This window comes from Paenibacillus sp. FSL R5-0701, from assembly GCF_037973995.1.
In the GTDB taxonomy this organism is placed as follows: Bacteria; Bacillota; Bacilli; order Paenibacillales; family Paenibacillaceae; genus Paenibacillus.
Genome location: NZ_CP150230.1, coordinates 922,359 through 946,835 on the forward strand (window position 1 = coordinate 922,359; position 24,477 = coordinate 946,835).

Sequence of the window (24,477 nt, forward strand, 5' to 3'; positions counted from 1 at the left end):
CACTTAATATTGAACGTATGTCATGACTCATACCAGAATCAGTCCTCATAACAAACAAACCAGCTTGGGAATTCAATGTAGAATTCCTAAGCTGGTTTTTACATGTTACTCGGTATAATCACTTATCGCAGTACGCCCCGCTTCTACACTGATCCAGTAGGAATAATCTTCGCGTACGTCCACATAGAGGTTAAGTTCCTTCGCATCAAGGTTACTTACCGTTAGTTTAAAATTGCCATAGGCATCTGTTGTAACCTGCTGGGTTTGGATGTGCTCTGCAGCAGGCGAAGGACCATGAATTTTAATTGGCATCGTCTGGTTGGCATACGCCGGGAATGTACCTTGAAGGACCAGCGTGTGATCGGCAGAATATACTGCTTTCATGGTCTGATCCGGTAGTCCGCCGTTCTTTTCATTCTCGGTAGCTTCAGTGGTATTCTTCGGTCTGCTCCATAATTCGAAGCCTTTTTCCTTCAGGTTCTGGAGAAAAACAACGGCCTCTGCCCGGGTCAAGGATTCTTGTCCCGCATAACCTTGCACCGTAGCTGCGGTTTTGCCTGAAGAGTATCCCATGTTCAGCAGATACCTGATGGCATCGTCATCCTGGGTATAATTTTTACCACCAAGCCCCGCCACGATTACGGCTACTTCTGTTCGATTTAAGGCATGATTGCGCATCTTCGGATTCTGATTGCTGGCATCCAGCTTCAGATTCAACGCGGAAGCATAGGTATAATAACGATCACTCCAGATGTTTCCTTTGATAGCTTGTCCCTCTGCAGCATCGATGCTCTGAATGACATGGGAATTCGCATACAGCTTGAACAACATGGAGAGGAATTCGGCTTCACTCACCTGATTGTTGGGTTTGAACGTTCCATCCTCGTATCCACTGACCATCTCCTGTTGAACGGCCCATTGAATGGCATCTTTCGCCCAATGTGTGCGGATATCAGTTAATTGGGGGATTCCCGTTACCGTAACAGAGACAACCACTTCTTTCCCTTCAAAACGAACCCGAATTTCGGCTTTACCAGCCTGAAGTCCAATGATTTTTCCATCCTTGATGGCAATGCGATCTGACGTCGTGGTGAACGAAACGTTAGACTGTGGAACATAGGATGTTCCGTTATCATTCACGGCAGTGATCGAAGGCAGATCAATCTGTTCTCCTGCTCGGACTTTCAGGTTTGGTTGTTCTGGCGTTATACGGGTAAGTGTTGTATCTTGAACACCGTCCACATGGAAGAAACGTGTGGAGTATGAGATTTCCGCTGCTGTATCGTTCTTCTTTTGCAGACCTGTAATTCGAATGTTGAACGTATCGCCGTTCTTTAATAATTGCACATCGTCGGGACGGAAGATGATGGCGTAGCCATATCCATATCCACCTGTCTCTACATTGAAATAGGCTTGATTAAACCATTGTTTATCCGCAGGGTCCACGTTGTAATAACCCGTTGGAAAGCCAGTGTTCTGGTTCTTGGCATTAAAGGTCCATGTACGTTGATCGGAAGTTCGAGTCATCTCGACCTGTACCTCAGACAGTGATGGTTTCGCGAATACATCTGTATTCAGTTGAACAGACCAGGCCTGTGTACTACCAAAGGCTTCGATTGGAAAAGCTCCCTGATTCGGAAACAGACTGTAGTTAAACGAAGTTCCCCCCGTTCTGCTTTTATCAAATACCTGCATGGCACTATAGTACTGATCATATGTCTTGCCTGCTTCACTACGAGTAGCGAGTCCAAAACCGATTCTTTGCAGTTGTGGGCTCAAGATCCAGCGCCGATGGCCGAGTCGATCAATATTGGAGGCATCTGAATCATCCATGTAAGCCTGAATGCTTTTGGTCAGGACGTTATTCTTGGCACTGCTGGTAACGTACAGATTGGAGCTGCTGGCAGATTTTGAACCTGTGTCAAAGAAATCCTTTGGCATATCTCCTGGCTGTTTCGGAGAATGGGACAGGTATCCACCCGTGGAGACCACAACAGCCCCATGCTGAGCTTGACGATTCAAGGTAGAATCAAGAACAAGATCGCCCTGTAGCCCCGTGATAAAACGATAAAAGTTGGCTGCGTTCAGCCCCTGCTCCAGATAGGCATCACTTACCACACCAGCAGAGTAGGGAGCACTTGTCGAAGGTGTCTTTGTATACAGGGGAGATGTATCATTGCCATTCATCATCCACTGATTCCACTTTTGAACGATCTCCTGCTGACTTCGCTCAGGTAACAAACTGTCAACCTGTTCTGCATGTGCCGCTTGAGCACCCCATAACAGAAACAGTAAACCTGCCAACGGCAGAGTGAACAGTGAATGCATTTTATTTTTCCGGTAAACCATGTTTCCAACCCCTCTCATTTCTGAACGCACGAAGAACATATGCAAGTTCAGCATTATGGTATATTCATCGACATTACAGCTGGTTTTGCTTAGAGCCAGGCATAGGAGCATAAGGCCGAGCGTATGAAGGAGGGGGGAATTAGGAAGTTAGTGGTTCATTTGTTGAAAAAAGAGCACAGGCCACCCCGCTGATTCGGGGCAGCTTATGCTCTTTCTACATATGTATCTACTTTTTAGTCGAGACTCAGGTCGAAATCAGGCTCACACATATAATCTAATGGGTACAGATCATCTCGTGCCGAGATTAATGCACGGAAATGAAGATAAAGATTATTAGGTTGTACTACAATCCCACCAACACGATGGGGCATAAGTTCAGCCACGACGAAGACATCCTCGGCATTGTTACATCTAAAAAGAACATTCTTCGGATGAATAACTTCCTCCAGGTAACTGTATGTCATCACGTGAAATGTTTGTCCGCGCCAGTTTGTCTTGATCACTTTATAGGACTGCGTTCGCACCAGATCCAAATAACGTTCCAGCTGGAACGTATGCTCGAATTGTGTAATATAACCTTTTTTATCTACATCAATCGTAAACTCCACATCATAGCTTACATGCATTTCATCTTTATAAGTTCCGTTCATAACCTTCATGGCGTCAAAGTGTAATCCGAATTCCGGATCTTCTACATAGGGAATGGTAATGAGTTCGGGGTCAACATGATCTGTGATCTTGCTGTTCATGGATGGTGTGCTGTAATACTTCGATGGCTGTAGATCAATCGATCCAATCATGCTTCCTGGGAAACCAGGGCTGCAAGTTATTCGCATAGTCATCTCCTTAGTTGTTGGTCAGTAGTTAGACGAACAAGTAAGAATAAAGTTGCACCAGAGTCAATGTATTAATTTTTTGAGATTTTGTTATATTCAGAAAAATAAACTTCTATGCTTTTGATCTTTTACTATCCAAATTTCGTTAATTATTTGTAGAGGGGGTGAGGGAGCGTTGAGTGATGAAGAGCTTATTCAAGAGATTCGCGAAGGTAGCCGTGCTGCCATGGAAGTACTGGTGAAACGGCATTATAAGTCGATATTTGCTTATGTTTACCGGAAAACCGGAGAGTACCATACTGCTTATGATCTAACACAAGAGGTATTTGTAAAAATGATGAATTCCTTGGACAAGTATCAGAACACAGGACAATTCAGTCACTGGCTACTGAAGATTGCAGTGAACCATTGTAGAGATTATTATCGTGGGCGGGAGTTCAAGCAGCAACAAAGAGAGAGTGAATTAACTGAGGATGCGTTCCCTGCCAGTGAACAACAGAATGTTTGGAATATTTTTCATAAGCGATTTCAGAATGAGCAAGTCAGGCGGGCTGTATTAAGTTTGCCTGATCACCAGCGAGATGCCGTCATTCTAAACTATTACAATGGATTGAAGATCAGGGAAGTTGCTGAACTTACGGGAACCAACGAATCGACCGTAAAGTCACGCATTCGATTGGGGATAACGAAATTAAAGGAGATTATTGTGGGAGGTGAACGGGATGAAAAGCAGAGGAAACGGAGATGAATCGAACCCTGTAGCAGAGTTGGAAATAGAAGAGTACAACGAAATTGCTTCATATCTGGATGAGTATCCGGTCGAATTTCCATCCGAGATGGAGATTGACAAGACAATTAGAATACTGGATACATATATGCCAGATCACATGAATGCTCATCTGAAACAAAAATCATCTGGGAATTCAGTTAAGGAATTGTTCCAGTTAGTTTATGGTGAGGTTGCTGTCTTCCACAAATCTTACTGGTTAGTCTGCTCAATGCTCTTGTTGTTCGGCTATTGGCTAGGTACCCACAGTACGACAGACCCGTACATGAGTGTGCTCTTTATAGTCCCTGTTCCATTTGTACTTGGTTTGCTAGAAGTTTTTAAAGGTCGAGATCAAGGGTTAATGGAAATCGAACTGACCTGCAAAATTACGGCACAGCAACTGATGCTTACCCGTCTAATCGTAGTGCTCATTGGGAATATGGCGTTTGTTTTTTTGCTTAATCTACTTATATCAAACGAAACAGGGGTTTCCATATCATGGAGTGCTATCGGCCTTTCGTATACACAGCTTATGATTGCAGCAGGTACAAGTCTATGGCTTGCGATGCGTGTCAGAGGTGGGACAGCCGTCAGTATCTTTTTAATTGTATGGTTCTCACTGGTTTGGCTTGTACTAAGTAATCCCGAATTGAAGACTCTACTTCAATCGATCCAGCCCACAGTACTTATAGCAATGGCTCTATGCGGAGTTTTACTATTAATCAGTCAGATCTATGAGATGGCAAGAAAATATACATTACAGACAGAAAGAGGTTACTCCTTTGATACTGACCATGGATAACGTATCCAAGAAATACAGGAACAAGTTGGCGGTAAAAGAAGTCTCACTGGAACTATCCAGTGGTGGTGTTTACGGTCTTCTTGGGCCGAATGGGGCAGGGAAGACAACATTGCTTCGCATGATTGTAGACATTTCCAAGCCCACGTCTGGACAAATTTTGTTGAACGGGCAGTCTATCCAAAACATGGGAGACCGTTATCGAAGTTTGTTGGGCTACATGCCCCAGCGATTTGGATTTTATAACCGATTCAGTGCTTATAAATTTCTCATGTATATGTGCTCTTTGAAAGGGCTCAGTATTAATCAAGCTTCAGCACGTGTGCAGGAAACGTTGGTGATGGTGGGTCTTGAAAATCAAGCACAACATAAAATCCGTACATTCTCCGAAGGAATGAAGCAGCGATTGGGAATTGCCCAAGCTTTGCTGAATGATCCACAAATTTTGATTCTTGACGAACCTACAGCTGGATTGGACCCCAAAGAACGCATTCGATTTCGTAACATTATCGGCGAGCTGGGAAGAGATCGTATTATCATGTTATCTACGCATATCATTTCTGATTTGGAGTTTTTATGTAAGGAGATGATTCTGATGAATGAAGGGCAACTCATCGCCAATAATACTCCGGAAGAGATCATGAACCGGATAAAAAATAACGTATGGAAAGCGAAATTAAATCCTCAGCAACTTGCTGATCTTACCTCTCATTTCAAAGTGAGTGGTTTGTCTTATGAGTCTGATGGAATCGTAGCCAGAATACTGGCCAAAGAACAGCCTGTCCCGCAAGCTGTACCAGAATCACCTCGGCTTGAAGATGTATATATGCACTATTTTGGAGAGGAGACGAAGTCTTGATTCGTTTAACTCAATTCGAGTTTTATAAAATTATAACGCGTAAAAGTATTGGTATAGCAATGTCTATTTTAATTGTTTTTCTAGTCGTATACTCATTTTGGAGGCATCCTGGGGTAATGGATGGTTCCGCCTTTTACAAACCTTATGAAGGTGCTATTACAACAGAGAAGGTAAAAGTCGCACATAATCAATATGATTCCATTTGGGATAGTACAAAAAGTAGATACCAATATGGTGCTTTCTACGATATTGTGTTTTTTTCCCCAGAGACGATTAAAAACAGCACACGATATGATGATCGCGGCAACATCATGGAGCGTACAGTAAATGTATCCGAAATTTATTATAATAAACCTTGGGGCTACTTACTGGAATACATTGATCAATTTGGTGTAGTTTTTATGATGATTATGATTCTCCTAGGGCTGGCTCCAATATTTACCGAAGAATATGCACTAGGTACAGCATCATTACTGCGCAGCAGCAAAAGAGGCAAAAGCAAGCTTGTATCAGCAAAATGCATTGCTTCCATATTGTACGTTGTAATGTGTGCCGTTTTATTTACTGGTGTAAACTTGATTTTATATTGGTTAAGGTTTGGTAATCTGGCTGGGGCGAATACTTCCATACAGAGCGTGGGCATGTATGTTTACAGCTTTGATTATGAGTTCTCACCGTATACTTTTACTGCTTTTCAATATTATTTAGTTCAATTGTTTACTCATATAGCAGGTAGCTTGGTTTTTGCATCTATTGTTTTACTGGTATCGGTCCTCAGTTCTACATCCTTTATAGCTATAATTGTGAATACTGTGATAGTAGGTCTGCCATACTTGGCCTTTGACGTATTAAATTTAAATTCCGGGTCATTAAAGTGGGTCGAAAAATTTTCGATAAGTACCATGATACGGGTAACAGGGATTTATCAAACACCAACAAACTATTCCTTATTCGGACTGAATATGTCTTATTTAACCTTATATATAGTTGTGATGGCTTTCATTACGGTTTCAACTGTACTTGCCACATATCGTATATTCCACGGCCGAGAAGTGTTTTCTTGAGTGAAGCTATGAGTAATTCCTTTTTTTTGTGGAAATGAGGTTCGCAATCACTGCGGGCTTTTTTTATTTGCAGGAGTACTGGCACTATTTCCAATCTACTTACTCTTTTGATACAGTATCTGTAGGACATTCGGAGGTATATATCGTGTATGGAGCAATTCTTTCATGAATGGGTCATGGAGAACCGTGCCCCATCTCGCTCTCGGAGAGGAGTCCATCTAATGAATGTGAATGATAAGGTGATCGAACAACAGTCCCTTACCTTTGTGGGAATCAAACGAACATTATCTTGTGTGGATGGTGAGAATCTGTGAAGGTTTGGTGTCCATCGAACTTCCCGCGTCCCATTGGGTTGTATTTGAAGCGGATGAATTAAAGCCAGAGGCGATACAACGGTTGTGGCACCATATTATGGCAGAGTGGTTTCCTTCCACTACATATAAGCATGCAGGGATTCCGGAACTTGAAGTGTATAGAGGTCACGGCACACCTCCCCAAGTCTGAATACCTGTAGTTGTTCAAAAAGTCCGCTTTTGATTACGAAGGATGCCTGGAGGCATCATCAGCATCGAATATGGCATTCAGCCGAACTGTCCGTTGCTCACGTAGTTTCCCTACGCTCCGCTACTCCATTTCTACCGTCATCCCATCTTCTTGGTACTGAAAACCGCTCTTTTTGAACATGTATTATGAGCAAAATTGAATTAGGAGGCCTACGATGTTATCCAATAAAGTGATTGAACATTGCCAGGAGCAAGGCTGGTGGCATGAAGATGTTCCAGCAGCATACGAAGAAGCATTGCAAAAGCTGGAGATCGACTTTCAGTCGGAGTTCGCACAATTTTATTTACATGCAGAGGATGGTCCGACTTTTTACAGCAGGCATCAGGAGTTGTATCAGATCTGCTGGTTTATGGAGAACACCGTATATATGGAAGACATGAATGTAGCACAGCTTACACTGGGACTTCCCGAGGCGTATATTCCACTGGACAGTTTTGAAGGTGAGGGTGGATTTTTCTACAACCGTCAGACTGGAGAAGTGGTGCTGGTGGAACTGGGCGAATCGATCGAACGGTTTCTTAATGGCGAGAGTGAGCCGCAGTGGGCTGATTTCAATGCTTTTCTGGAGTGGTATTTCGTCCTGGAGGAGGAGACGGTGCAATGAAAGATCTAACACCGGAACATGCCGAACTGGAGCGACAAATTGTAGAAACGGTAGAAGCCGGTAATGTACTGGATGAGACGCAGCAGCATGAACAAGCACTTATCTATTATGATCAGGCATGGGACATGTTGCCCGAGCCGAAGATGGAATGGGAGATTGCAAGCTGGATCGCATCCTGCCATGCGAATGCACATATCGATCTGAAGCAGTATGAACTGGCGAAGCCGTGGGCTGAGATATCGTTAAGTACGCGGAGTTCGGATAGAAATACGAGTCCGTTGATCGATCTCGGCATGATCTGCATGAGACTTGAACAGCATAACGAGGCGTATTCGTATTTGCATCAGGCGTATGAGTTCGGCAGAGAGCGTGCATTTCAGGGAAGCCCGAGGGACGTGTTGAGTTATTACATTGAAGAGCGGGCTAAGCGCAAGTAGAGTGATTCCGACCATACCATGTACAAAAAGGGTACCCCGGTTTGGCCAAAATATCACCACTGGAGTACCCTTTCGATTATTACGGGATGTTTGGCTTCATCTAATCCGAAATGTTACGCGTATAGTATTCAATAATATCCTTACGACGGATAATACCGAGGAAGACACGATCGACATCCACCACGGGCACAAAATTTTGGTCTGCTGCAAGTGTCAGCATATCCTCCATTTCAGCCTCAATGAATACACATTCATTATATACCCGATTGTTAATCTCATGGACCTGAACCTGATCCATCGTATCAAAAGTCAATCCGGGTGTATTTCGCATTTTCCATAACAAATCGCCTTCGGACAGGGTAGCAACATATTTTCCATCCTGGTCAATCACGGGAATGGCGGTGTAGTGTTGCGATTCCAATTGCTCAATAGCATCTTTCATGGAAGCGGTAGACTTGATATAGGCCACTTCGGCTTTGGGGAGTAAAAAATAGCTGATTTCCATCATCGGGCTCCTTTTCAGCCTTTTGCATAGCAAAAAAGCTTTAGTATGTAATCTCACTCTCCTTATTTAAACATATTATGTGAGCTTTCGGCTATTTTTAATGATAAATTCGTCAGATTTGTTTCATTGTTTAAATGGCTCTGGAAATCTATAGTGTATATTAGAGGTGATGTAACCATGAAATCCAAACGTAAATTAATGTACGGACTGCTGCCCATCTTGTTTGCAGGTGGAATCGGAATGTATCTATACATGCAGAACAACAAAGAAGCAGAGGCCAAACCCCAGACTACCGTGAATCAGTACATAGAGCATCTGCAAAAAAAAGAATTTGACCAGTTGTACACCTTGATGACACCTGCTTCGCTGCAAGAGTCGGGCATGAACAAGGAACAATTTGTTGAGAAATACAATGTGATCTATTCGGGTATGGAAGTATCCACCGTCAAGGCGGAGGTTAAACCTGTGGATGTTGCCGAAACTGCTTCCGATGGCAGTAAGACCGATACAGAGAAACAAAACCCGGATACGTATGAGGTGGATTACAACCTGCAACTGACAACTTTTTTGGGTGAAGTCAGTGAGACGCATACATTGAAACTGGTCCGACAAGAGCTTGAGGACGGAGGGAAAAACTGGCAAATTAACTGGCAGCCTTCGCTGATCCTGAATGACATGGTTAAGGGCAGTAAGGTACGAGTGAGGACACTGTTCCCGGATCGTGGAGACATTGTGGATCGTGATGGTTTGCCGCTCGCTACCAAGGGCACGATGAATGAATGGGGCATTGTACCTGAGAAACTTGGTGATAACCCGGACCAGATGATTGCGCGAATTGCGAACCATTATCAGGTTTCGGAAGATGCCATTCATAAGGCGCTTGCGCAGACATGGGTGAAGCCGGAGTATTTTGTCCCGATTGGTTCAACGGAGGAGTTTGACGTACCAGAATCTTTAAGCGGGGTTACGATGCAAAGCAAGGAAATCCGCTATTATCCACTCGGCGAGGCGGCTGCGCACCTGATTGGTTATGTGCGCAAAGCCACCAAGGAAGATCTGGATAAGGATACGGAAGGGTATTATCGCGCAGAGGATTGGATCGGGAAAGCAGGTTTGGAGCAGTCCATGGAGAAGCAGCTGCGTGGTGAGCGTGGAGGTCTGATTGAAATCACAGATGAATCCGGTAACTCCCGTTCTGAGCTTATTCGCAAGGATGCTGTAGATGGACAGAATGTTCAACTGACGATTAGCTCCAAACAACAAAAGAAATTATATCAGACATTATCCAACGGTGGAGACGCCGGTGCGATGGTTCTGATGAATCCGACGGACGGCAACCTGTTAGCGTTGGTCAGTGCGCCTTCCTATAACCCGAACAAGATGGTTACAGGACTTACTCAGGCAGAGTGGGATGCTTATTCGGCGAATGAGAAGCTTCCTTTTATCAACAGAGTCACTACCCGGTATGCACCAGGATCAACTTTCAAAGCGATTACAGCCGCAGCGGGACTGATGGAGAAGGTGACCACAGCGGACAAAACCCATGATATCTCTGGCTTGCAATGGCGGAAAGACGATAGTTGGGGCGGTTATTATGTCAAGCGTGTGAAGAGCTTATCCCCGGTTAACATGGTCGATGCACTAGTATACTCGGACAATATTTACTTTGCCATGGAAGCGATCGAGATGGGAAGCGCCAAGTTTATTGATGGGATCCAGAAGTTTGGTTTTGGCGATAACTTTGGATTGGATGAACTGTATCTGAAGCCAAGCCAATATGCCAACGAAGCACATCTGGATCTGTCGTCTGAGGTGTTACTCGCGGATACGTCCTACGGGCAAGGGGAGATGTTAATGTCCCCGATTCATCTGGCGTCGTCATTTACACCTTTTATTAATGAAGGGAAACTAGTGAAACCTGTTCTGATCGAGGGAAAAGAAAGCACTGACCCTGAGGTAATCATTACTCCGGAAGCCGCAAATACGGTTAAGGATGCTTTGGGAGAAGTTGTTTCCCGGCAGGGAGGCACCGCCCATACCTTGAATTCAATACCTGGAGGACTCGCGGGCAAGACGGGAACAGCGGAACTGAAAGCAAAGAAGGGAGAGAAGGGGCAGGAAAATGGATTTTTCGTAGTATTTGATACCGACTCTCCGACCTTCCTGTTATCCGCTGTAATTGAAGAGGTGAACGGCCGAGGTGGAAGCCACTATGTCGTGGATAAATTGAAGCCTTTTTTGGAAAAGTTGGAGATTGCGGATAAAGTAAACTTTGCAGACGAATAAAGTGTGCGAAGAAACAAAGTGAAGTTGTAAATAACAAAAAACACCGGTGACGGTGTTTTTTTGTCTGAGGCTATATCAAACGGTTTATATCTTTGATAGGTATTCGGTTAATTGATGGAATGTTCCAGTAAATCCGGTGTGTACCATCTCTTTTGAAGCCTCAAAAGTTTGATTTTCTTCCTCAGTTGGAGATACAGGTGCAACAATCATTTTAATGGTTGTTACACCTTCGTACTCGCTGAACAGCACAGTATTCAGGGTTTTCATAGGCCAGCTTTCGTCAAAGGGCGCACGGACTGTGTCACCTTTCTCATCAGAAAAGAAACTGGTGTACACGATTTTCTCTGATGAAATAATCTCACTGTACACAAATTTAACCCACATGGTGTCGCCATCATCAGGTTTCTGGTTGTAATGAAAGACACCGCCAGAACGAAAATCTGAGTTAGCAACAGTAAATGTCCAACCTTTTGGGCCCCACCAGTTCTGCAGATGTTCTGATTCGGTAAATGCCTTAAACACAAGTTCACGTGGAGCATTGAAACGATAAGAGATTTCAACTTGATTTGACATTGTGTTTCCTCCAATAGGTTTAGGATAAAGTTCGCCATTATTTCCTTGCAGTAATCATAAAGCGTGCCGAGTTGGTACGAATGCCCTTTTCGTCGTGATGTTCTTTCACCAACTGCTGGAATCGCTCGAAGTCAGTGTCTACCTTTCCGAAATCAGGAATGATGGGTGCATGGGCGAATAGGATCAAATTGGACAGACGTATCCCTTGATAGCTGGTACGCGTTTTGACCCAGCCCGACGACTAATTACTTCGAACCATTCGGAGCAACATCCATGTCACCTCACAAGTTGGAATATCATTAATTATATTCAATTGACAGCGTATACGCGAGGTGTTATTTTGAGGTGGAATCTATTCTATGAGTTCGAGGTGATCCAGGGTGGCTATTCGTGCTAAGCAGATTTTTGTCAATTTACCTGTTCAAGATTTGAAGAAATCCGTTGAGTTTTTTACCAAGGTGGGATTTGAGTTTGACGCCAATTTTACGGACGAGTCTGCTACTTGTATGATCATCGGGGAAAATATTTATGCCATGCTTCTGGTGGAGGAACGCTTCCAATCCTTCATTTCGAAAAAAATCTCCAATGCTGCCGATACAACCGAAGTTATCGTTGCCCTGTCTGTAGATAGCCGTGAGCAGGTAGATGTGATTGTACAAGCTGCCCTCGATGCAGGAGCGAAGCCATCCAACGAACCACAAGATCACGGATTCATGTATGGATGGAGTTTTCAGGATCTGGATGATCACCTGTGGGAAGTTTCCTATATGGATCTCAGCGCTTTTCCTTCGGAGTAATAAAATGAAAATAACTAGAGCCTTCCTAGATTAATAGGAAGGTTTTTTTGCATCCAGTATGACTCGTTTAAACATGATATCTACAGAACATATGGTGTAATATTCCTTTTTGCTATATGATAATTATCGATTCATGTTGGTGTTTTTTAGCAATTGATGCGATAGGCGAACCCCGGGAAAGCGAAGTATACATATGTTCTTAAGTGGAGGGATCAGGGTGTATTGTCATGTATGTGGGACCAAAAACAGTCCGGCGGATAACACGTGCAGAAAGTGTAGAACCAAATTGAAAGAAACAAGCTCTACAGAGGAACAGATCTGGGCAGAAACAGCCATTGACTTGGATAAAGGAACGCAAAAAGCAATTGATTCGTTGTCCCGTCAGCAGCAACCAGCTTCCAAACAGGGAAATACGGGTCAAGGCCTTGCATTTAGCTGGATTATTCCCATACTTCTGGCAGTAGTTGTAGGAGCTTTGCTAACGTATTATTACAAGCAGGAAACAGGTATAAATGCAGAGGTTAAATCACTGCACCAACAGGCGGAACAGGCTGCACTAGAGGGGAAATATAAAGAGGCTCTCCAACTGCTGGACAGCGCTCTAACGAAACGACCGAACTATGATGCACTTATACAGGATCGGCAAATTACGGCGAAGGCGTTCAACTTGATGAACCAGTTGGATGAGGCGTCCACAAGTCTGAAGACAGGAAAGCTGTCCGCAGGAGACAAGGCCATTCAGGCTGTAGTCAAAGCGTTGATGGAGCGAGAAGAACCTGTTTTTGCCAAAGTGCGTGCGGTATTAAACAACAGAAAGGTAACACTGGCCGTATTGAAGGTGAAAAAGGAAATCGACAGTTTGACAACAATTGAGGCACTAGCCGAGAAGTTGGACACCATATCAGACTTGAAAGGCAAGGAAGCTGAGACAGTAGAGAAGCAAATTGTCGACAAGCTCGCAAGCATAAGTTATAAAGAGGCGGAACAGCAGGTAAAGCAAAAGAATTTCACAATTGCGTTACAAACGGTCGACCAGGGATTGTCCTATGCGCCGGAAAATGAAAAACTGACTTCGTATCGTGAACGGGTGCTCAGTGAAAAAAAGGCATTTGAAAAAGCGGAAGCGGATCGGATTCAACTGGCGGAGCAACAGGCTGCAGAAGAAGATCTGATGAATCGAACGGCGGCAGTAAGTGTCGTGAACGTTGATGCGACGCTTGATATGTACGGGGATCTTTATATTAGCGGTTCATTGATCAATAATGCAACTCGTCCGATCTCTTCCGTTACAGTTTTGATTGATATATATGATATAGACGGTATATACCTGGGCCAAACTTATGCAGATGTGTATCCAAACTGGCTGGATGTGGGGGAAGAAGGTTTTTTTGAAACCTATTATTATGGTGTGTACGAGGAAGCGGAAATCTCTGTTGTGAATGCAACGTGGTATCTCGAATAGGAGGACAGGTTGGAATGGCCAAACGAACATGGAGTACGATCATATCCAGTGCTATTATCATTGGTGCTGGAGCAGGAGGCGTGTTCTGGATACACCAGCATTCAGCAGATCAGTTGCAGGATGGGCCCAGACTGGCAGTTGTTGCCGCGAAGGAAACGGAAAATGCGGCAGCGACGACAGCCTCCAAGCAACCTGTGAAGAAGACACGCAAACAGATTATAGAAGAAAGTCAGAAGAAAGTTGTAACGATCGAGAGTAACAGCGGACTGGGCTCCGGTTTTCTCTACAATGATCAGGGAGATGTCGTGACCAATGCACATGTGGTGGAGGGGGCGAATGAAGTAACTATTCGGACCTTGAACCATGAGGAATATAAGGGGACGGTTATTGGTATTGGGGATGAAACAGACGTAGCTGTGGTCAGGGTTCCTGATTTGAAAAAAGTTAAGCCGTTAATCATCGCCAAATCCAAAGCTGAGACCGGAGACGAGATTCTGGCATTGGGTAGTCCACTTGGGCTAGAGAACACCGTAACAACCGGAATCATCAGTGGGTTGGGGCGTAGCTTTGAAATAGCGCCTTACATCTATAGTAACCTCTATCAGATCTCGGCACCAATAACCCATGGCAACAGTGGTGGACCACTCATTAGTGCGGAGACTGGTGAAGTGATCGGCATTAATTCGGCGGTCGTGGAACAGGAGGGGGGAATAGGATTCAGTATTCCTATGACTAGTGTGCTCAAGCAGGTTCAGGCATGGTCCAAAAATCCTTCTGGCACAACGTCGGTGCGGACGGCTGGAGATACTCACTTGGGTACAGCCACTAAGACATTGCAAGCAGAAGGAATTGTAACGGACTTTTATGCAAGTCTTAATCTGAGTGATTATGTCACCGCTTATGCACTGCTCGGAAGCGAGTGGCAGAGTGCTACAACATATGCCAAGTTCAGAGAAGGATATCTGAATACAAGTGAGGTGACCATCAGTGAGGTATCCTCAGTTAATAAAGGCGATGACGAGATGGAAGTGAAGGCAATGATTACAGCAAATGAACGCAAAGATGGGGAATATATACTATCGCAATATCGGGTCGAGTATCAGTTGGGTTATGAGAATGGTCAACTGAAAATATTGCATGGTAAAGGTAAAAAAGTGAAATGATTGTTGAGGGAGAGTAGGCATGCGTGCCAATTCTCCTTTTTCATTGCTTATATTGGGTGCATCTGTTAAAATACAGAACGAATGTTCAGTATGGATGGGACGGAGTGAAATGGAATGAATATGAATAAAAAACAACTACAGACTGAGCAGACCAAGAAGAAACTTGCGGATGCTTCCAAAGCCCTTTTTGTACAAAAAGGTTATAAAGCAACGTCCATTGAGGATATTGTAGCTGCGACGGGCAGCAGCAAAGGCAATATATATTACCATTTTAAAAGTAAGGAAGGTCTGTTCCTTTATCTAATCGATGAGTGGGACCGGGAGTGGGAAGAGAGCTGGGCGGCCAAAGAACATCTCTATCGCACCTCCACGGAGAAAATTTATGGTTTGGCGGAACAACTCGTCATGGATGATATGAATCACCCGCTGACGAAGGCAGCTGATGAGTTCTTCACAGGGGAAAAGAAAGAAAATGATATTGAGGAGCGGATCTCCTTAATGTTTGAGCGGCATATTCAATTTAATAAACAAATGATAGAGCAAGGCATTGAGAGCGGTGAGTTCAAAGCAGACAATGTAGATAATCTCGCGCTCATATTGGAAAGTACCATTATTGGCCTTAGTCAGATGTCACGGGGGATGGAGCCTGATCAGGCTCTTGCGTTATACCGCCAGGCCGCTAGTGTATTCTTGCACGGGATTGCAAAAGATAAAGCTTAAGCAACATTTTGACAACTACGGAGGATGGAATCATGGCATTACTAACACGGAACAGGGGCGCACTGCTGCTGTTAATGTTTAATATTTTTCTCGTTTTTACGGGTATTGGTCTGGTTGTACCGATCATGCCTGCGTATATGGATCTACTGCATATCACCGGATTCACGGTTGGATTGCTGGTAGCGGCATTTTCCTTCACCCAGTTTCTGTTCTCCCCGCTTGCGGGTCGTTGGTCGGATACATGGGGACGTAAGAAAATTATAGTCGGCGGCATGCTGATCTTTGCTGTATCGGAGTTTATGTTTGGTGCGGTCAATGCACCAGTCTTGCTCTTCGCAGCCCGCATGTTAGGCGGTATTGGTGCGGCGATGATCTTCCCGGCGGTTATGGCTTATACCGCAGATATTACAACAGAGGAAGAACGCGGTAAAGGTATGGGCTTGATTAATGCAGCCATTACAACTGGATTTATCATCGGTCCGGGAATTGGTGGATACATTGCGGACTTTGGCATTCGAATTCCGTTCTACGCCGCAGGGGTTGCCGGTTTATTGGCAGCGATCATTACAATGATTATCTTGCCTGAATCGGCACGAAGCACAGGAGAGCAAAGTAAACCTGTCGCTGGCGCAGTGAAAGTCAAAGCTCCGGGTATGGTAGCCCAATTGTTGAATTCGTACCGTGAGCCATACTTTTTCAGCTTGATCATTGTGTTTGTTATGGCATTTGGTCTGGCGAACTATGAGACAGTATTTTCACTGTTTGTGGATCACAAGTTTGGTTTCACGACGAAAGATATTGCATTCATTATTACATTTGGTTCCATTGCGGGTGCGGTTGTGCAAGTATCATTGATCGGTTGGTTGCTCAACCGGTTTGGTGAAAAGATGGTCATTTCGGTCTGTCTGTTATTCGTAGCGGTATTTGTACTGTTGACTTTGTTTGTGCATACGTACTGGCTCATTCTTGTTGTAACTTTTATCGTCTTCTTGGGAATGGATATCTTACGTCCGGCGATCAGTACACAGATGTCCAAATTGGCACAAGAACAACAGGGCTTTGTGGCCGGACTGAACTCGGCCTACACAAGTTTGGGGAATATCGCAGGTCCAATCGTAGCTGGAGCACTATTTGATGTGAATATTAATTATCCTTACGTTTCGGCAGCTGCCGTTCTAGCAATCTGTTTCCTGTTATCCCTGCGGGTACTCAGAGGGGTCAAAACGGTAAAACAACCGAAGGCTGAAATGTAATTTTATAATTGGAAAATAAAGCTTCCATATCAATGCATCAACACCAAAAAAGTCGACTACACATGTTTCATGTGCAGTCGACTTTTTTATTAGTGCGTGTATTAACGGATTTGCCCATTCGTTTCAATCAGTTTTTGATACCAGTGGAAACTCTGTTTGCGGATACGTCTCAGTTTCTTGATATCGAATTCCTCACGATCCACATAGATGAATCCATAACGTTTGCTTGACCCTTGATGTGTACTCACCAGATCGATCGCAGACCAAGGGCAGAAGCCAAACACATCCACGCCGTCCGTAATCGCCAGTTGAATCTGTTCGATATGTTTATTGAAGAATTCAATGCGATACGGATCGTTAACCACGTCACCTTCCTCCAGTTTATCAAAGGCACCCAGACCGTTTTCCGTAACAATCAATGGCAGATGATAACGGGAGTAGATCTGACGAAGGGTAGAGCGGAAGCCGACCGGATCAATTTCCCAACCAAACTCCGTTTTTTGCAGATTCGGATTCACAGATCCTCTATATGCGCCAGGTTCACCTACGATTTCGTGCTGATCTCCTGTATGGGAGAAGTCATTGCCATCGTTCAGACTTTCACCAACCGTCTGGGAAGTGTAGTAATTAAACGCAATAAAGTCAGGGTTTCCTTGAGCAAGGATGTCCATATCTCCGTCTTCAATGATGGGCGTATATCCTTTCTCTTCGAGATAACTCCAGGCAATATGATTATAACGTCCATATACCGCCATATCGAGATAGAGCCAGTTACGAATGGCAGCATAGTTATCAGCCGCGAGTGTGTCTTCTGGTTTGGAGCTCGCCGGGTAAATTACACCGATATTAGGAGCTGGGCCAATCTTGGCTTCAGGTAGCATTTCATGACACAGTACCATAGCTTTAGCTTGAGCAACCAGCATGTGGTGATTTTGCTGATACAGTGTTTTTTGCGGATCAACAAGTGTTGTATCCAGTGTACCCAGAGAGCCAGGATGCAGGATTAGCATATTTTGTTCGTTGATGGTCAGCCAATATTTAACCCGATCTCCGTAGTTCTCATATAGGGTCTTGGCATATTGTTCAAAAGCATTAATCGTTGCTCGGTTGGACCAGCCGCCTTTTTCTTCAAGCGCATAAGGAAGATCGAAGTGATACATCGTCACAATGGGTTCAATACCGTATTTAATTAACTCATTAATGAGAGAATCGTAAAAGGCGAGCCCCTTCGGATTCACCTCACCCGCTCCTTGCGGATAGATGCGTGTCCATGCGATGGAGAAACGGTAGGCTTTGAAGCCCATTTCGGCGAGCAACGCCACATCTTCTTTGTACATATGATAATGATCACTGGTTACCTTGAAGTCGGTTACGCCTTCCACATGATTCCCCATGTCGATGACAGAAGGGCCTTTACCATCTTCATTCCAGGCTCCCTCAATCTGATAGGCAGAGGTTGAACCTCCCCAGAAAAAATCTTTAGGAAATGGTTTCAGTTGAGTATGTTTCATAGTTAGTTCCTCCTAAGTTGAATTCGTATAAGATAAGTTGGGTCAGACAACGAGAGTCAGCAGGACATCATTTTTCTGTACCTGTTCTTGAGTTGTTTCGAACACATCCACTTCTTGCTGCGTAAGAGTAACAATGACAGGGGTTACGGTTTCGTATCCGGCTTCCTTGATCTTATCGATGTCAAACCGGATTAACAGATCGCCCTGTCTGACGATATCCCCTTCCTGAACGACAGGATTGAAATGTTTTCCTTTCAGCGCTACTGTGTTAATGCCGATATGAATCAGGATTTCCGTTCCTGCGTTGGTGGTTAATCCAATGGCATGTCCAGTTGGGAAGAGGGAAGTGACAACACCGTCTACCGGAGCGACAACTTCGCCAATCTCAGGCACAATCGCCAAACCTTTGCCCATAGCACCAGTCGAAAAAGCTGGGTCATTAATGGTACTCAGTGCTACGACTTTACCTGTAAGTGGGCTATAAATTTGTTCTTTCTTGATCTCCGTTGTTTTGGTCTCAGGTACGACAGGAAGCTCTACCGGCGTACTTTCAGCCGATGTGCTGGAGACAGATTCATTTTTCTCGGAAGCTGTGTCTTTCGTTTTGCTTTCATAACCAAACATCACCGTTAGTACTGCTGCTACCGCAAAGGAGCAGGCAATCGCAATTACGTAGACAACCGTTGGTGTATAGACGGGAATGGCAAATATATTGTGGAACACATAAGCAGTCATTTTAACACCAAAGTGACCATTGATGGCACCGCCGATCGCACCTGCGATAACCACGATAGGAATCACACGTTTATAACGCAGGATCAAACCGTATACAATTGGTTCAGTGACTCCTGCAAGTAAACCTGTAAGGCTGGTCGAACCAGCAAGAGTACGTAGGGTTTTGTTCTTTTTGGCTTTTAGGAAAATACCGAAAGCTACACCGATTTGTGCAAATACAGCTGCAGCAGCCATGGCTTCTATCGGATCGCCGCCAACCCCGATATTCTGTATCGTGATTGGAGTGAAGCCCCAGTGGAGTCCAAAGACAACCATGAAGGTCATGAATCCACCCAGTACAACCCCTGATAATATACCGCTGACACCAATGAGCCAAGTTACGCCGGAGGAGATCCAGTCACCTACTGTGGTGCCGAATGGTCCGAAGGCCATTGCGGACAGCGGAACCATAATCATCAAAGCAATCATCGGTACAAGGAACAATTGCAGGTCTTTCAAAATGATTTTTTTGAGTAACTTATCGAGAACGGCGTAGATGCTGATCGATATGAAGATTGGGAATACGCTGGCTGAATAATTCATCATGACAACCGGTATACCCAGGAACGATACATCTGAGCCCTTATCCATCAGCCCGGTGAAGCTCGGTTCCATCAGAGCGGCACCGATTACGCCAGCTACATAAGGATTTGCTTTCAGCTTCATACCCAGTGTAATCCCAAGGAAGATGGGCAAGAAATAAAATACAGCGTTGCCGGCAGCGGATAAAATTAAGTATGTGTCACTTGTATCAGACATCCATCCAAGCATGGTCAGGACAGTCAGCAAAGCTTTTAGCATACCTGATCCTGCCATGGCCGGGATTAACGGCGAGAAACTTCCGGATATAATTTCAAAAACTTTGGATAATAGCGAGGTTTTTTCCCCTGTGGACTCAGCCGATGAGGAGGAATCTCCTCCAAAATCCCGGTTTTTCATGATCTCCGCATATACATGAGCCACGTTACTACCGATGACCACTTGGAACTGGCCGCCGCTTTCGACAACGGTAATAATACCCTCATGCTTTTCCAACGTTTCACGTTCGGCTTTTTTCGAATCTTTCAGGTCGAATCTCAGCCGGGTCGCACAGTGGACAAGACCATTGATATTGGCTTCTCCGCCGACGAGACGAACGATGTCATCCCCCATTTTTTTATGATCCATGTTCATTCTCCTTTGTTGTTAAGATTGCCTGAAAACAAAAAAATACCTAAACGAATGGCTATGATCATCGGAAAGATGACCTGTTGCCAATCATTTAGGTATCGCCTGCTTGAGCAGTAACAATCCTTGTCGTTAAGTTGTGAGACCTACTATATATGACGCCGAAATCGTTTGCAAGCTTTATTTATTCTGTGTCCACTAACTTAACTCGTTACGGGAAGTGACCCGTTGAATATGGATCGTCAAATACACCTTTTCATCAATGGACATCGCACTTTCAAACTTGCCTTCAAGGTACTGATTGATCCGTTGTGTGCACTCAAAAGCAGTGCTATATTTGTCCTTCACTTGCTCATACAGAAAGTTATCTCCTGAAGCAAATTGCTCCTGTTCATTACTCAACATTCGCTGCACAAAATATTGAAGATGGGTAATAAACCGGGAATAATTAAATGAATTTTCATCTAGGGCGATGTGGTAATGGTTGGTCACAATGTTGAAGATATCATCAATAACTTCCGTAATTTCAACGGTTTGTTTCATGCCTTGAGCATCTTGACGAGCGTTTACAAAATGCATGGCAATAAAGCTGGCCTCATGTTCATCCATTTGGATGCCGAATTGTTCCTGGATCAGCTCCACAGCGTTCATGCCAATTCCAAACTCCTTCTTGTAAAACTTCTTGATCTGCCACAAAAGAGAATTCTTCAGCCCGACGGATTTACGGTACCGGGTAATAGCAAACTGAATATGATCGATCAATGATATATAGATATTATCACTAAAAATATCGCCCATTTCCTGTTTGGCATGGCCCACAATTTCGTCTGCCAACTTCAAATATTCAACCGATGTTTCCCCAATCAGATCAATTAGTTTTTGCGGTATTTTATCCGATTTCAGCACAAAGGTTTTTTCGATTTTATCCTCATCCACAGGCTGTCCGTTTTTCTTTTTGAAGCCAAGACCGTTGCCAATGACAACAAATTCGTGACCAACCTGGTTCTCAGCCCGGATGACATTGTTGTTAAAAATCTGACGGATGATCATATATGTGTTTCACCTCAATTGGTCGTAATAATAAAAAAAAACCCAAACTAAGGCTTAATAGACAGCCTTGGTTTGGGTATCGCCTGCTTACCAGTAACAATCCCGAAGAAGACGCAGCTTCCTCTTTCAATTATGTCCACTATACCGCTTTCATAACAGAATAACAATACAATGATTTCTGGAAATGGACGTAAAGACGTGGATTTTTGGTATAATAAGAAATGCTGGAAGTGAATTAGATGGGCTGGGTTGCATAATAAGTTACCGAGGACGGTCATTTTTAAGCATATACAGGATTATTGGAGTGATAACATGAGCAATGCAAAGGGAAAAGGCGGCACCGGCCGTGGTACAGGTAAAAAAGGCTGGAACCGTTGGCAAGCCGCTGCTAACCGGGCAAAAAGTGCCCCGAAGCCTTATAAAAGTAAAGGTACAAAGAAGAAGGACGATACCGAAACTTCAAGTGGCAAGCCCGAGTAAGTATGGCTTGACGATGCCAGAGGAGAGAGCTGCCTGACTAACGGGTGGGTCTCTTTTTGCTTGAAAAGATAAAAAATTAAATTGACAGTAGTGTAAATATGGTAATAATATAGAGCTTACGCAAATTAGATGGTAGTGCTACTATATAGAGAAAGGAGCATCAGCATGCCTGTTAATATGGATGATAATCCACTTGGACTGATTCTTTCACGGACGTATCTGGCATATAAAAAAACAACAACCAGAAATCTGAGTGAACAGGATATTACTCCGGAACAATTTGCAGTTCTGAATGAATTGAGCAAGGCGGGAAGCCATATATCACAGAAAAAACTGGCCGAATTAACAGTGCGGGACCAGACAACGGTAGGCAAAATTATAGACAAGTTGATTCGTAAAGGTCTGGTGACAAGAGAAGAAGATCCACAGGACCGCAGAGCGGTTTTGCTTTGTTTGACGGCGGAAGGAATGGAAATGAATAACATTCTGACACCAAAGGCAAAACAGCAAGAGCAAGAGGCACTCGCCGAATGTTCCCCTGAAGAGCTCGAAGCATTCATGAATGTGATGAATCGCATCTATGAAAAGATGAAATAAATTTTTTTGACCAAATATGTGCATGTGCATATATATGTAGTGCAATTATTTTAATTTTAACTAACGGGAGTCGTGAACGAATGAAAAGCTTCAAAAATTTTCTTAAAGTGCCACAGACAAAAATAGGGTTGGTTTTTGCATTGGTTGTTCCGCTGTTATTTGTTGTGATCTGGATGACGGGTTATCATCAAGCCACGGAGAGAGTGGATCAACTTCAAGTTGCTCTGGTGAACGAAGATGGGACACAGGGAACTGAGGTGCAGAAGCAGATTGAAACGCTCGCGCCTTTCCATGTCAATGTACTGGGTTCTGCCGAGGAAGCTGAGCAACAGATGAATGCAGGTAACTATGCGATGGTTATTATTATTCCGGAAGGATTCACTGACCAGATTGAAGGAGGTACAGAGGCGAGCTTGTCCTTTTATATCAATCAGGGAAATGCCGATGTAGCCAAATCCATTGTGGAACATGCTGCGACCGGAATGACTGCACAAATGGGTCAAGGGATTCTGGAATCCAAAGTTCAAGTGACACTCAATAACGATAGTACAAACAGCGATGAACTTAGTGCAGCTATTGGACAAGCGATGGCGAAGATGAATGAAGGGCCTGTGAAGGCTGAGATTAATAAAACGAACAGCGTGAGTGATTTTGCAACATCGATGCTGCCCATGATTCTGGGTTTTATCACCTATATTGCTTCGATGACCATGAATATTCAGTTCAATATTACCTCGAATATCATGAAGCGTAACCATTCCAAATGGGAAATCTTCTGGGGACGGCAATTGCTATTATTGTGTATAGCTGTGATCATTCCTCTAATTGTGGATACAGTTGCTCTTCTGTTCACGGATGTGGCGAGCTCCTTCGGCGCTTTGTATCTGTATCATGTGCTGGTGAGTCTGGCTTGTATTTGTTTTACACAGATGAGTTTTGCTCTGTTTGGCAATGCAGGCCCTCTATTTAATGTAGCGATGGTTCCACTCCAGTTGATGACTGCAGGAAATATCATTCCAGCCGAGATGCTGGCGCCATTCTATCGTTATATAGGAGACTTTCTGCCCGCTTCCAATGGGGTACAGGGATTTATGCGTTTGATCTATAGTGGAGAAGCAGTGGGTGGATACATGGTTCATCTTCTGTTGATCTCGATTATTACATGGGGGATTACGTTGCTGCGAGTTGGCTTGCAAAAAGCAGGTAATGGACAAATGACGATGACGCCTCCAGCATCAGCACAGGCACAACATTAAGAGTTTCCTTCTATATATAATGTAATAACACACAAGAAAGTGGTTCGCGTATAGCTTTATACGTGCATCACTTTTTTTGTTTATCTTCTATAATACCTCTACTTATACTCGTAGTAACTTACAGTGCTCCAGTAATCTTGCATGACCTTGAGAAAAGGAAAACCTAAATTGAACATATTAATGAAGCTAAAATATATCAGAGGAGATGTAGGCTAATAATTTTAAAATCAATTAGACATGTATTGTGATGTTATGAATGGAAAGAATGTCATTTAAACTATAATAAACTTTACACTGAGATAGGAGAGCAACGCGGTGGAGGTAGTTGATTTGTAGTAAAATAAATTTTATTAAATAAAGTATTGTAATTAATATCTATACGTGATATATTATTAGTCCGGCCAAGAAAACACGGTTTAACACTGGTGCGGCAAGCGAATTGAATTAAGCTTCGAAAGAAACTTAAAAAAAGAGCTTGCAAAGTTGGTTCGGACATGATATTATATAAGAGTTGCTGAAGAGAACGACATTCGGTAACGAAACAAGTTTGATCTTTGAAAACTGAACAACGAGTGAGTAAATATTCTGCTTGCAGAATGAAC

Annotated in this window: 23 protein-coding genes; 16 read left to right on the forward strand and 7 right to left on the reverse strand. The window is 43.8% G+C overall.

From position 1 onward, the window contains the following. Nucleotides 1-105: 105 nt before the first annotated feature. Entirely contained in the window at nucleotides 106-2,349 is a 2,244-nt protein-coding gene (locus MKZ13_RS04240; RefSeq protein ID WP_339182037.1) for an S-layer homology domain-containing protein, read from the reverse strand. A 233-nt stretch (nucleotides 2,350-2,582) separates the two neighbouring features. Continuing rightward, entirely contained in the window at nucleotides 2,583-3,149 is a 567-nt protein-coding gene (locus MKZ13_RS04245) for a hypothetical protein (RefSeq protein WP_339182040.1), read from the reverse strand. A 211-nt stretch (nucleotides 3,150-3,360) separates the two neighbouring features. Here MKZ13_RS04245 and MKZ13_RS04250 point away from each other — a divergent pair, with 211 nt between their 5' ends. From MKZ13_RS04250 to MKZ13_RS04280, 7 genes are all read left to right on the forward strand, one after another. After that, nucleotides 3,361-3,933: an RNA polymerase sigma factor gene (locus tag MKZ13_RS04250; protein WP_260632551.1), complete on the forward strand. Its 573-nt coding sequence runs from the start codon at nucleotides 3,361-3,363 to the stop codon at nucleotides 3,931-3,933. Next, entirely contained in the window at nucleotides 3,908-4,756 is an 849-nt protein-coding gene (locus tag MKZ13_RS04255) for a hypothetical protein (RefSeq protein WP_339182042.1), read from the forward strand. The genes MKZ13_RS04250 and MKZ13_RS04255 overlap by 26 nt, the downstream gene beginning before the upstream one ends. Then, nucleotides 4,749-5,612, forward strand: coding sequence for an ABC transporter ATP-binding protein (locus MKZ13_RS04260; protein WP_339182044.1), 864 nt, complete (start codon nucleotides 4,749-4,751; stop codon nucleotides 5,610-5,612). Before MKZ13_RS04255 ends, MKZ13_RS04260 begins: the two co-directional genes overlap by 8 nt. Continuing rightward, nucleotides 5,609-6,676, forward strand: a complete 1,068-nt coding sequence (locus MKZ13_RS04265) for a hypothetical protein (protein WP_339182047.1) — start codon at nucleotides 5,609-5,611, stop codon at nucleotides 6,674-6,676. Before MKZ13_RS04260 ends, MKZ13_RS04265 begins: the two co-directional genes overlap by 4 nt. Nucleotides 6,677-6,973: 297 nt before the next feature. Continuing rightward, nucleotides 6,974-7,180, forward strand: a complete 207-nt coding sequence (locus MKZ13_RS04270) for an effector binding domain-containing protein (protein WP_339182050.1) — start codon at nucleotides 6,974-6,976, stop codon at nucleotides 7,178-7,180. 214 nt (nucleotides 7,181-7,394) lie between these two features. Next, complete coding sequence (locus tag MKZ13_RS04275; protein WP_221818783.1) at nucleotides 7,395-7,844, forward strand: hypothetical protein; 450 nt, start codon at nucleotides 7,395-7,397, stop codon at nucleotides 7,842-7,844. Continuing rightward, entirely contained in the window at nucleotides 7,841-8,281 is a 441-nt protein-coding gene (locus tag MKZ13_RS04280) for a hypothetical protein (RefSeq protein ID WP_221818784.1), read from the forward strand. Before MKZ13_RS04275 ends, MKZ13_RS04280 begins: the two co-directional genes overlap by 4 nt. 100 nt (nucleotides 8,282-8,381) lie before the next feature. Here MKZ13_RS04280 and MKZ13_RS04285 read toward each other — a convergent pair whose 3' ends face one another. Next, nucleotides 8,382-8,786 (reverse strand): CBS domain-containing protein, encoded by a 405-nt coding sequence (locus tag MKZ13_RS04285; protein WP_047840578.1) that lies wholly within the window; start codon nucleotides 8,784-8,786, stop codon nucleotides 8,382-8,384. A gap of 177 nt (nucleotides 8,787-8,963) precedes the next feature. Between MKZ13_RS04285 and MKZ13_RS04290 the strand changes: the two genes are divergently transcribed. Next, on the forward strand, nucleotides 8,964-11,072 hold the full coding sequence (locus tag MKZ13_RS04290) for a penicillin-binding transpeptidase domain-containing protein (protein WP_339182052.1): 2,109 nt from the start codon (nucleotides 8,964-8,966) through the stop codon (nucleotides 11,070-11,072). 84 nt (nucleotides 11,073-11,156) lie between these two features. Here the strand turns inward: MKZ13_RS04290 and MKZ13_RS04295 are convergent, their stop codons facing one another. Beyond that, nucleotides 11,157-11,645 carry an SRPBCC domain-containing protein gene (locus MKZ13_RS04295; protein ID WP_339182056.1) on the reverse strand — a complete coding sequence of 163 codons (489 nt, stop codon included), beginning with the start codon at nucleotides 11,643-11,645 and terminating at the stop codon, nucleotides 11,157-11,159. A gap of 380 nt (nucleotides 11,646-12,025) precedes the next feature. Between MKZ13_RS04295 and MKZ13_RS04300 the strand changes: the two genes are divergently transcribed. The 5 genes from MKZ13_RS04300 (at nucleotide 12,026) to MKZ13_RS04320 (ending at nucleotide 17,040) form a co-directional block, all read left to right on the forward strand. Further along, nucleotides 12,026-12,442, forward strand: a complete 417-nt coding sequence (locus tag MKZ13_RS04300; RefSeq protein WP_237178160.1) for a VOC family protein — start codon at nucleotides 12,026-12,028, stop codon at nucleotides 12,440-12,442. A 286-nt stretch (nucleotides 12,443-12,728) separates the two neighbouring features. Continuing rightward, nucleotides 12,729-13,904 carry an FxLYD domain-containing protein gene (locus MKZ13_RS04305; protein WP_339182059.1) on the forward strand — a complete coding sequence of 392 codons (1,176 nt, stop codon included), beginning with the start codon at nucleotides 12,729-12,731 and terminating at the stop codon, nucleotides 13,902-13,904. Nucleotides 13,905-13,918: 14 nt separating this feature from the next. Then, nucleotides 13,919-15,067 (forward strand): trypsin-like peptidase domain-containing protein, encoded by a 1,149-nt coding sequence (locus tag MKZ13_RS04310; RefSeq protein ID WP_339182062.1) that lies wholly within the window; start codon nucleotides 13,919-13,921, stop codon nucleotides 15,065-15,067. A gap of 120 nt (nucleotides 15,068-15,187) precedes the next feature. After that, nucleotides 15,188-15,787 (forward strand): TetR/AcrR family transcriptional regulator, encoded by a 600-nt coding sequence (locus tag MKZ13_RS04315; protein ID WP_036606079.1) that lies wholly within the window; start codon nucleotides 15,188-15,190, stop codon nucleotides 15,785-15,787. Between the two features lie 32 nt (nucleotides 15,788-15,819). Then, nucleotides 15,820-17,040 carry an MFS transporter gene (locus MKZ13_RS04320; protein ID WP_339182065.1) on the forward strand — a complete coding sequence of 407 codons (1,221 nt, stop codon included), beginning with the start codon at nucleotides 15,820-15,822 and terminating at the stop codon, nucleotides 17,038-17,040. Nucleotides 17,041-17,141: 101 nt separating this feature from the next. Here MKZ13_RS04320 and MKZ13_RS04325 read toward each other — a convergent pair whose 3' ends face one another. The 3 genes from MKZ13_RS04325 to MKZ13_RS04335 all read right to left on the reverse strand — a co-directional run bounded on the left by MKZ13_RS04325 (nucleotide 17,142) and on the right by MKZ13_RS04335 (nucleotide 21,542). Further along, on the reverse strand, nucleotides 17,142-18,551 hold the full coding sequence (locus MKZ13_RS04325; protein ID WP_339182067.1) for a glycoside hydrolase family 1 protein: 1,410 nt from the start codon (nucleotides 18,549-18,551) through the stop codon (nucleotides 17,142-17,144). 42 nt (nucleotides 18,552-18,593) lie between these two features. After that, nucleotides 18,594-20,492, reverse strand: coding sequence for a beta-glucoside-specific PTS transporter subunit IIABC (locus MKZ13_RS04330; protein ID WP_339182070.1), 1,899 nt, complete (start codon nucleotides 20,490-20,492; stop codon nucleotides 18,594-18,596). Nucleotides 20,493-20,690: 198 nt separating this feature from the next. Next, nucleotides 20,691-21,542 carry a PRD domain-containing protein gene (locus MKZ13_RS04335; RefSeq protein ID WP_339182072.1) on the reverse strand — a complete coding sequence of 284 codons (852 nt, stop codon included), beginning with the start codon at nucleotides 21,540-21,542 and terminating at the stop codon, nucleotides 20,691-20,693. A gap of 312 nt (nucleotides 21,543-21,854) precedes the next feature. Between MKZ13_RS04335 and MKZ13_RS04340 the strand changes: the two genes are divergently transcribed. From MKZ13_RS04340 to MKZ13_RS04350, 3 genes are all read left to right on the forward strand, one after another. Continuing rightward, entirely contained in the window at nucleotides 21,855-22,022 is a 168-nt protein-coding gene (locus tag MKZ13_RS04340; protein ID WP_074093608.1) for a DUF3934 family protein, read from the forward strand. 165 nt (nucleotides 22,023-22,187) lie between these two features. Beyond that, the gene (locus MKZ13_RS04345) at nucleotides 22,188-22,619 is read left to right on the forward strand and encodes a MarR family transcriptional regulator (protein ID WP_339182075.1); all 432 of its coding nucleotides are present in this window, start codon (nucleotides 22,188-22,190) and stop codon (nucleotides 22,617-22,619) included. 80 nt (nucleotides 22,620-22,699) lie between these two features. Then, nucleotides 22,700-23,875 carry an ABC transporter permease gene (locus MKZ13_RS04350; RefSeq protein ID WP_339182077.1) on the forward strand — a complete coding sequence of 392 codons (1,176 nt, stop codon included), beginning with the start codon at nucleotides 22,700-22,702 and terminating at the stop codon, nucleotides 23,873-23,875. The last annotated feature ends 602 nt before the right edge of the window (nucleotides 23,876-24,477 follow it).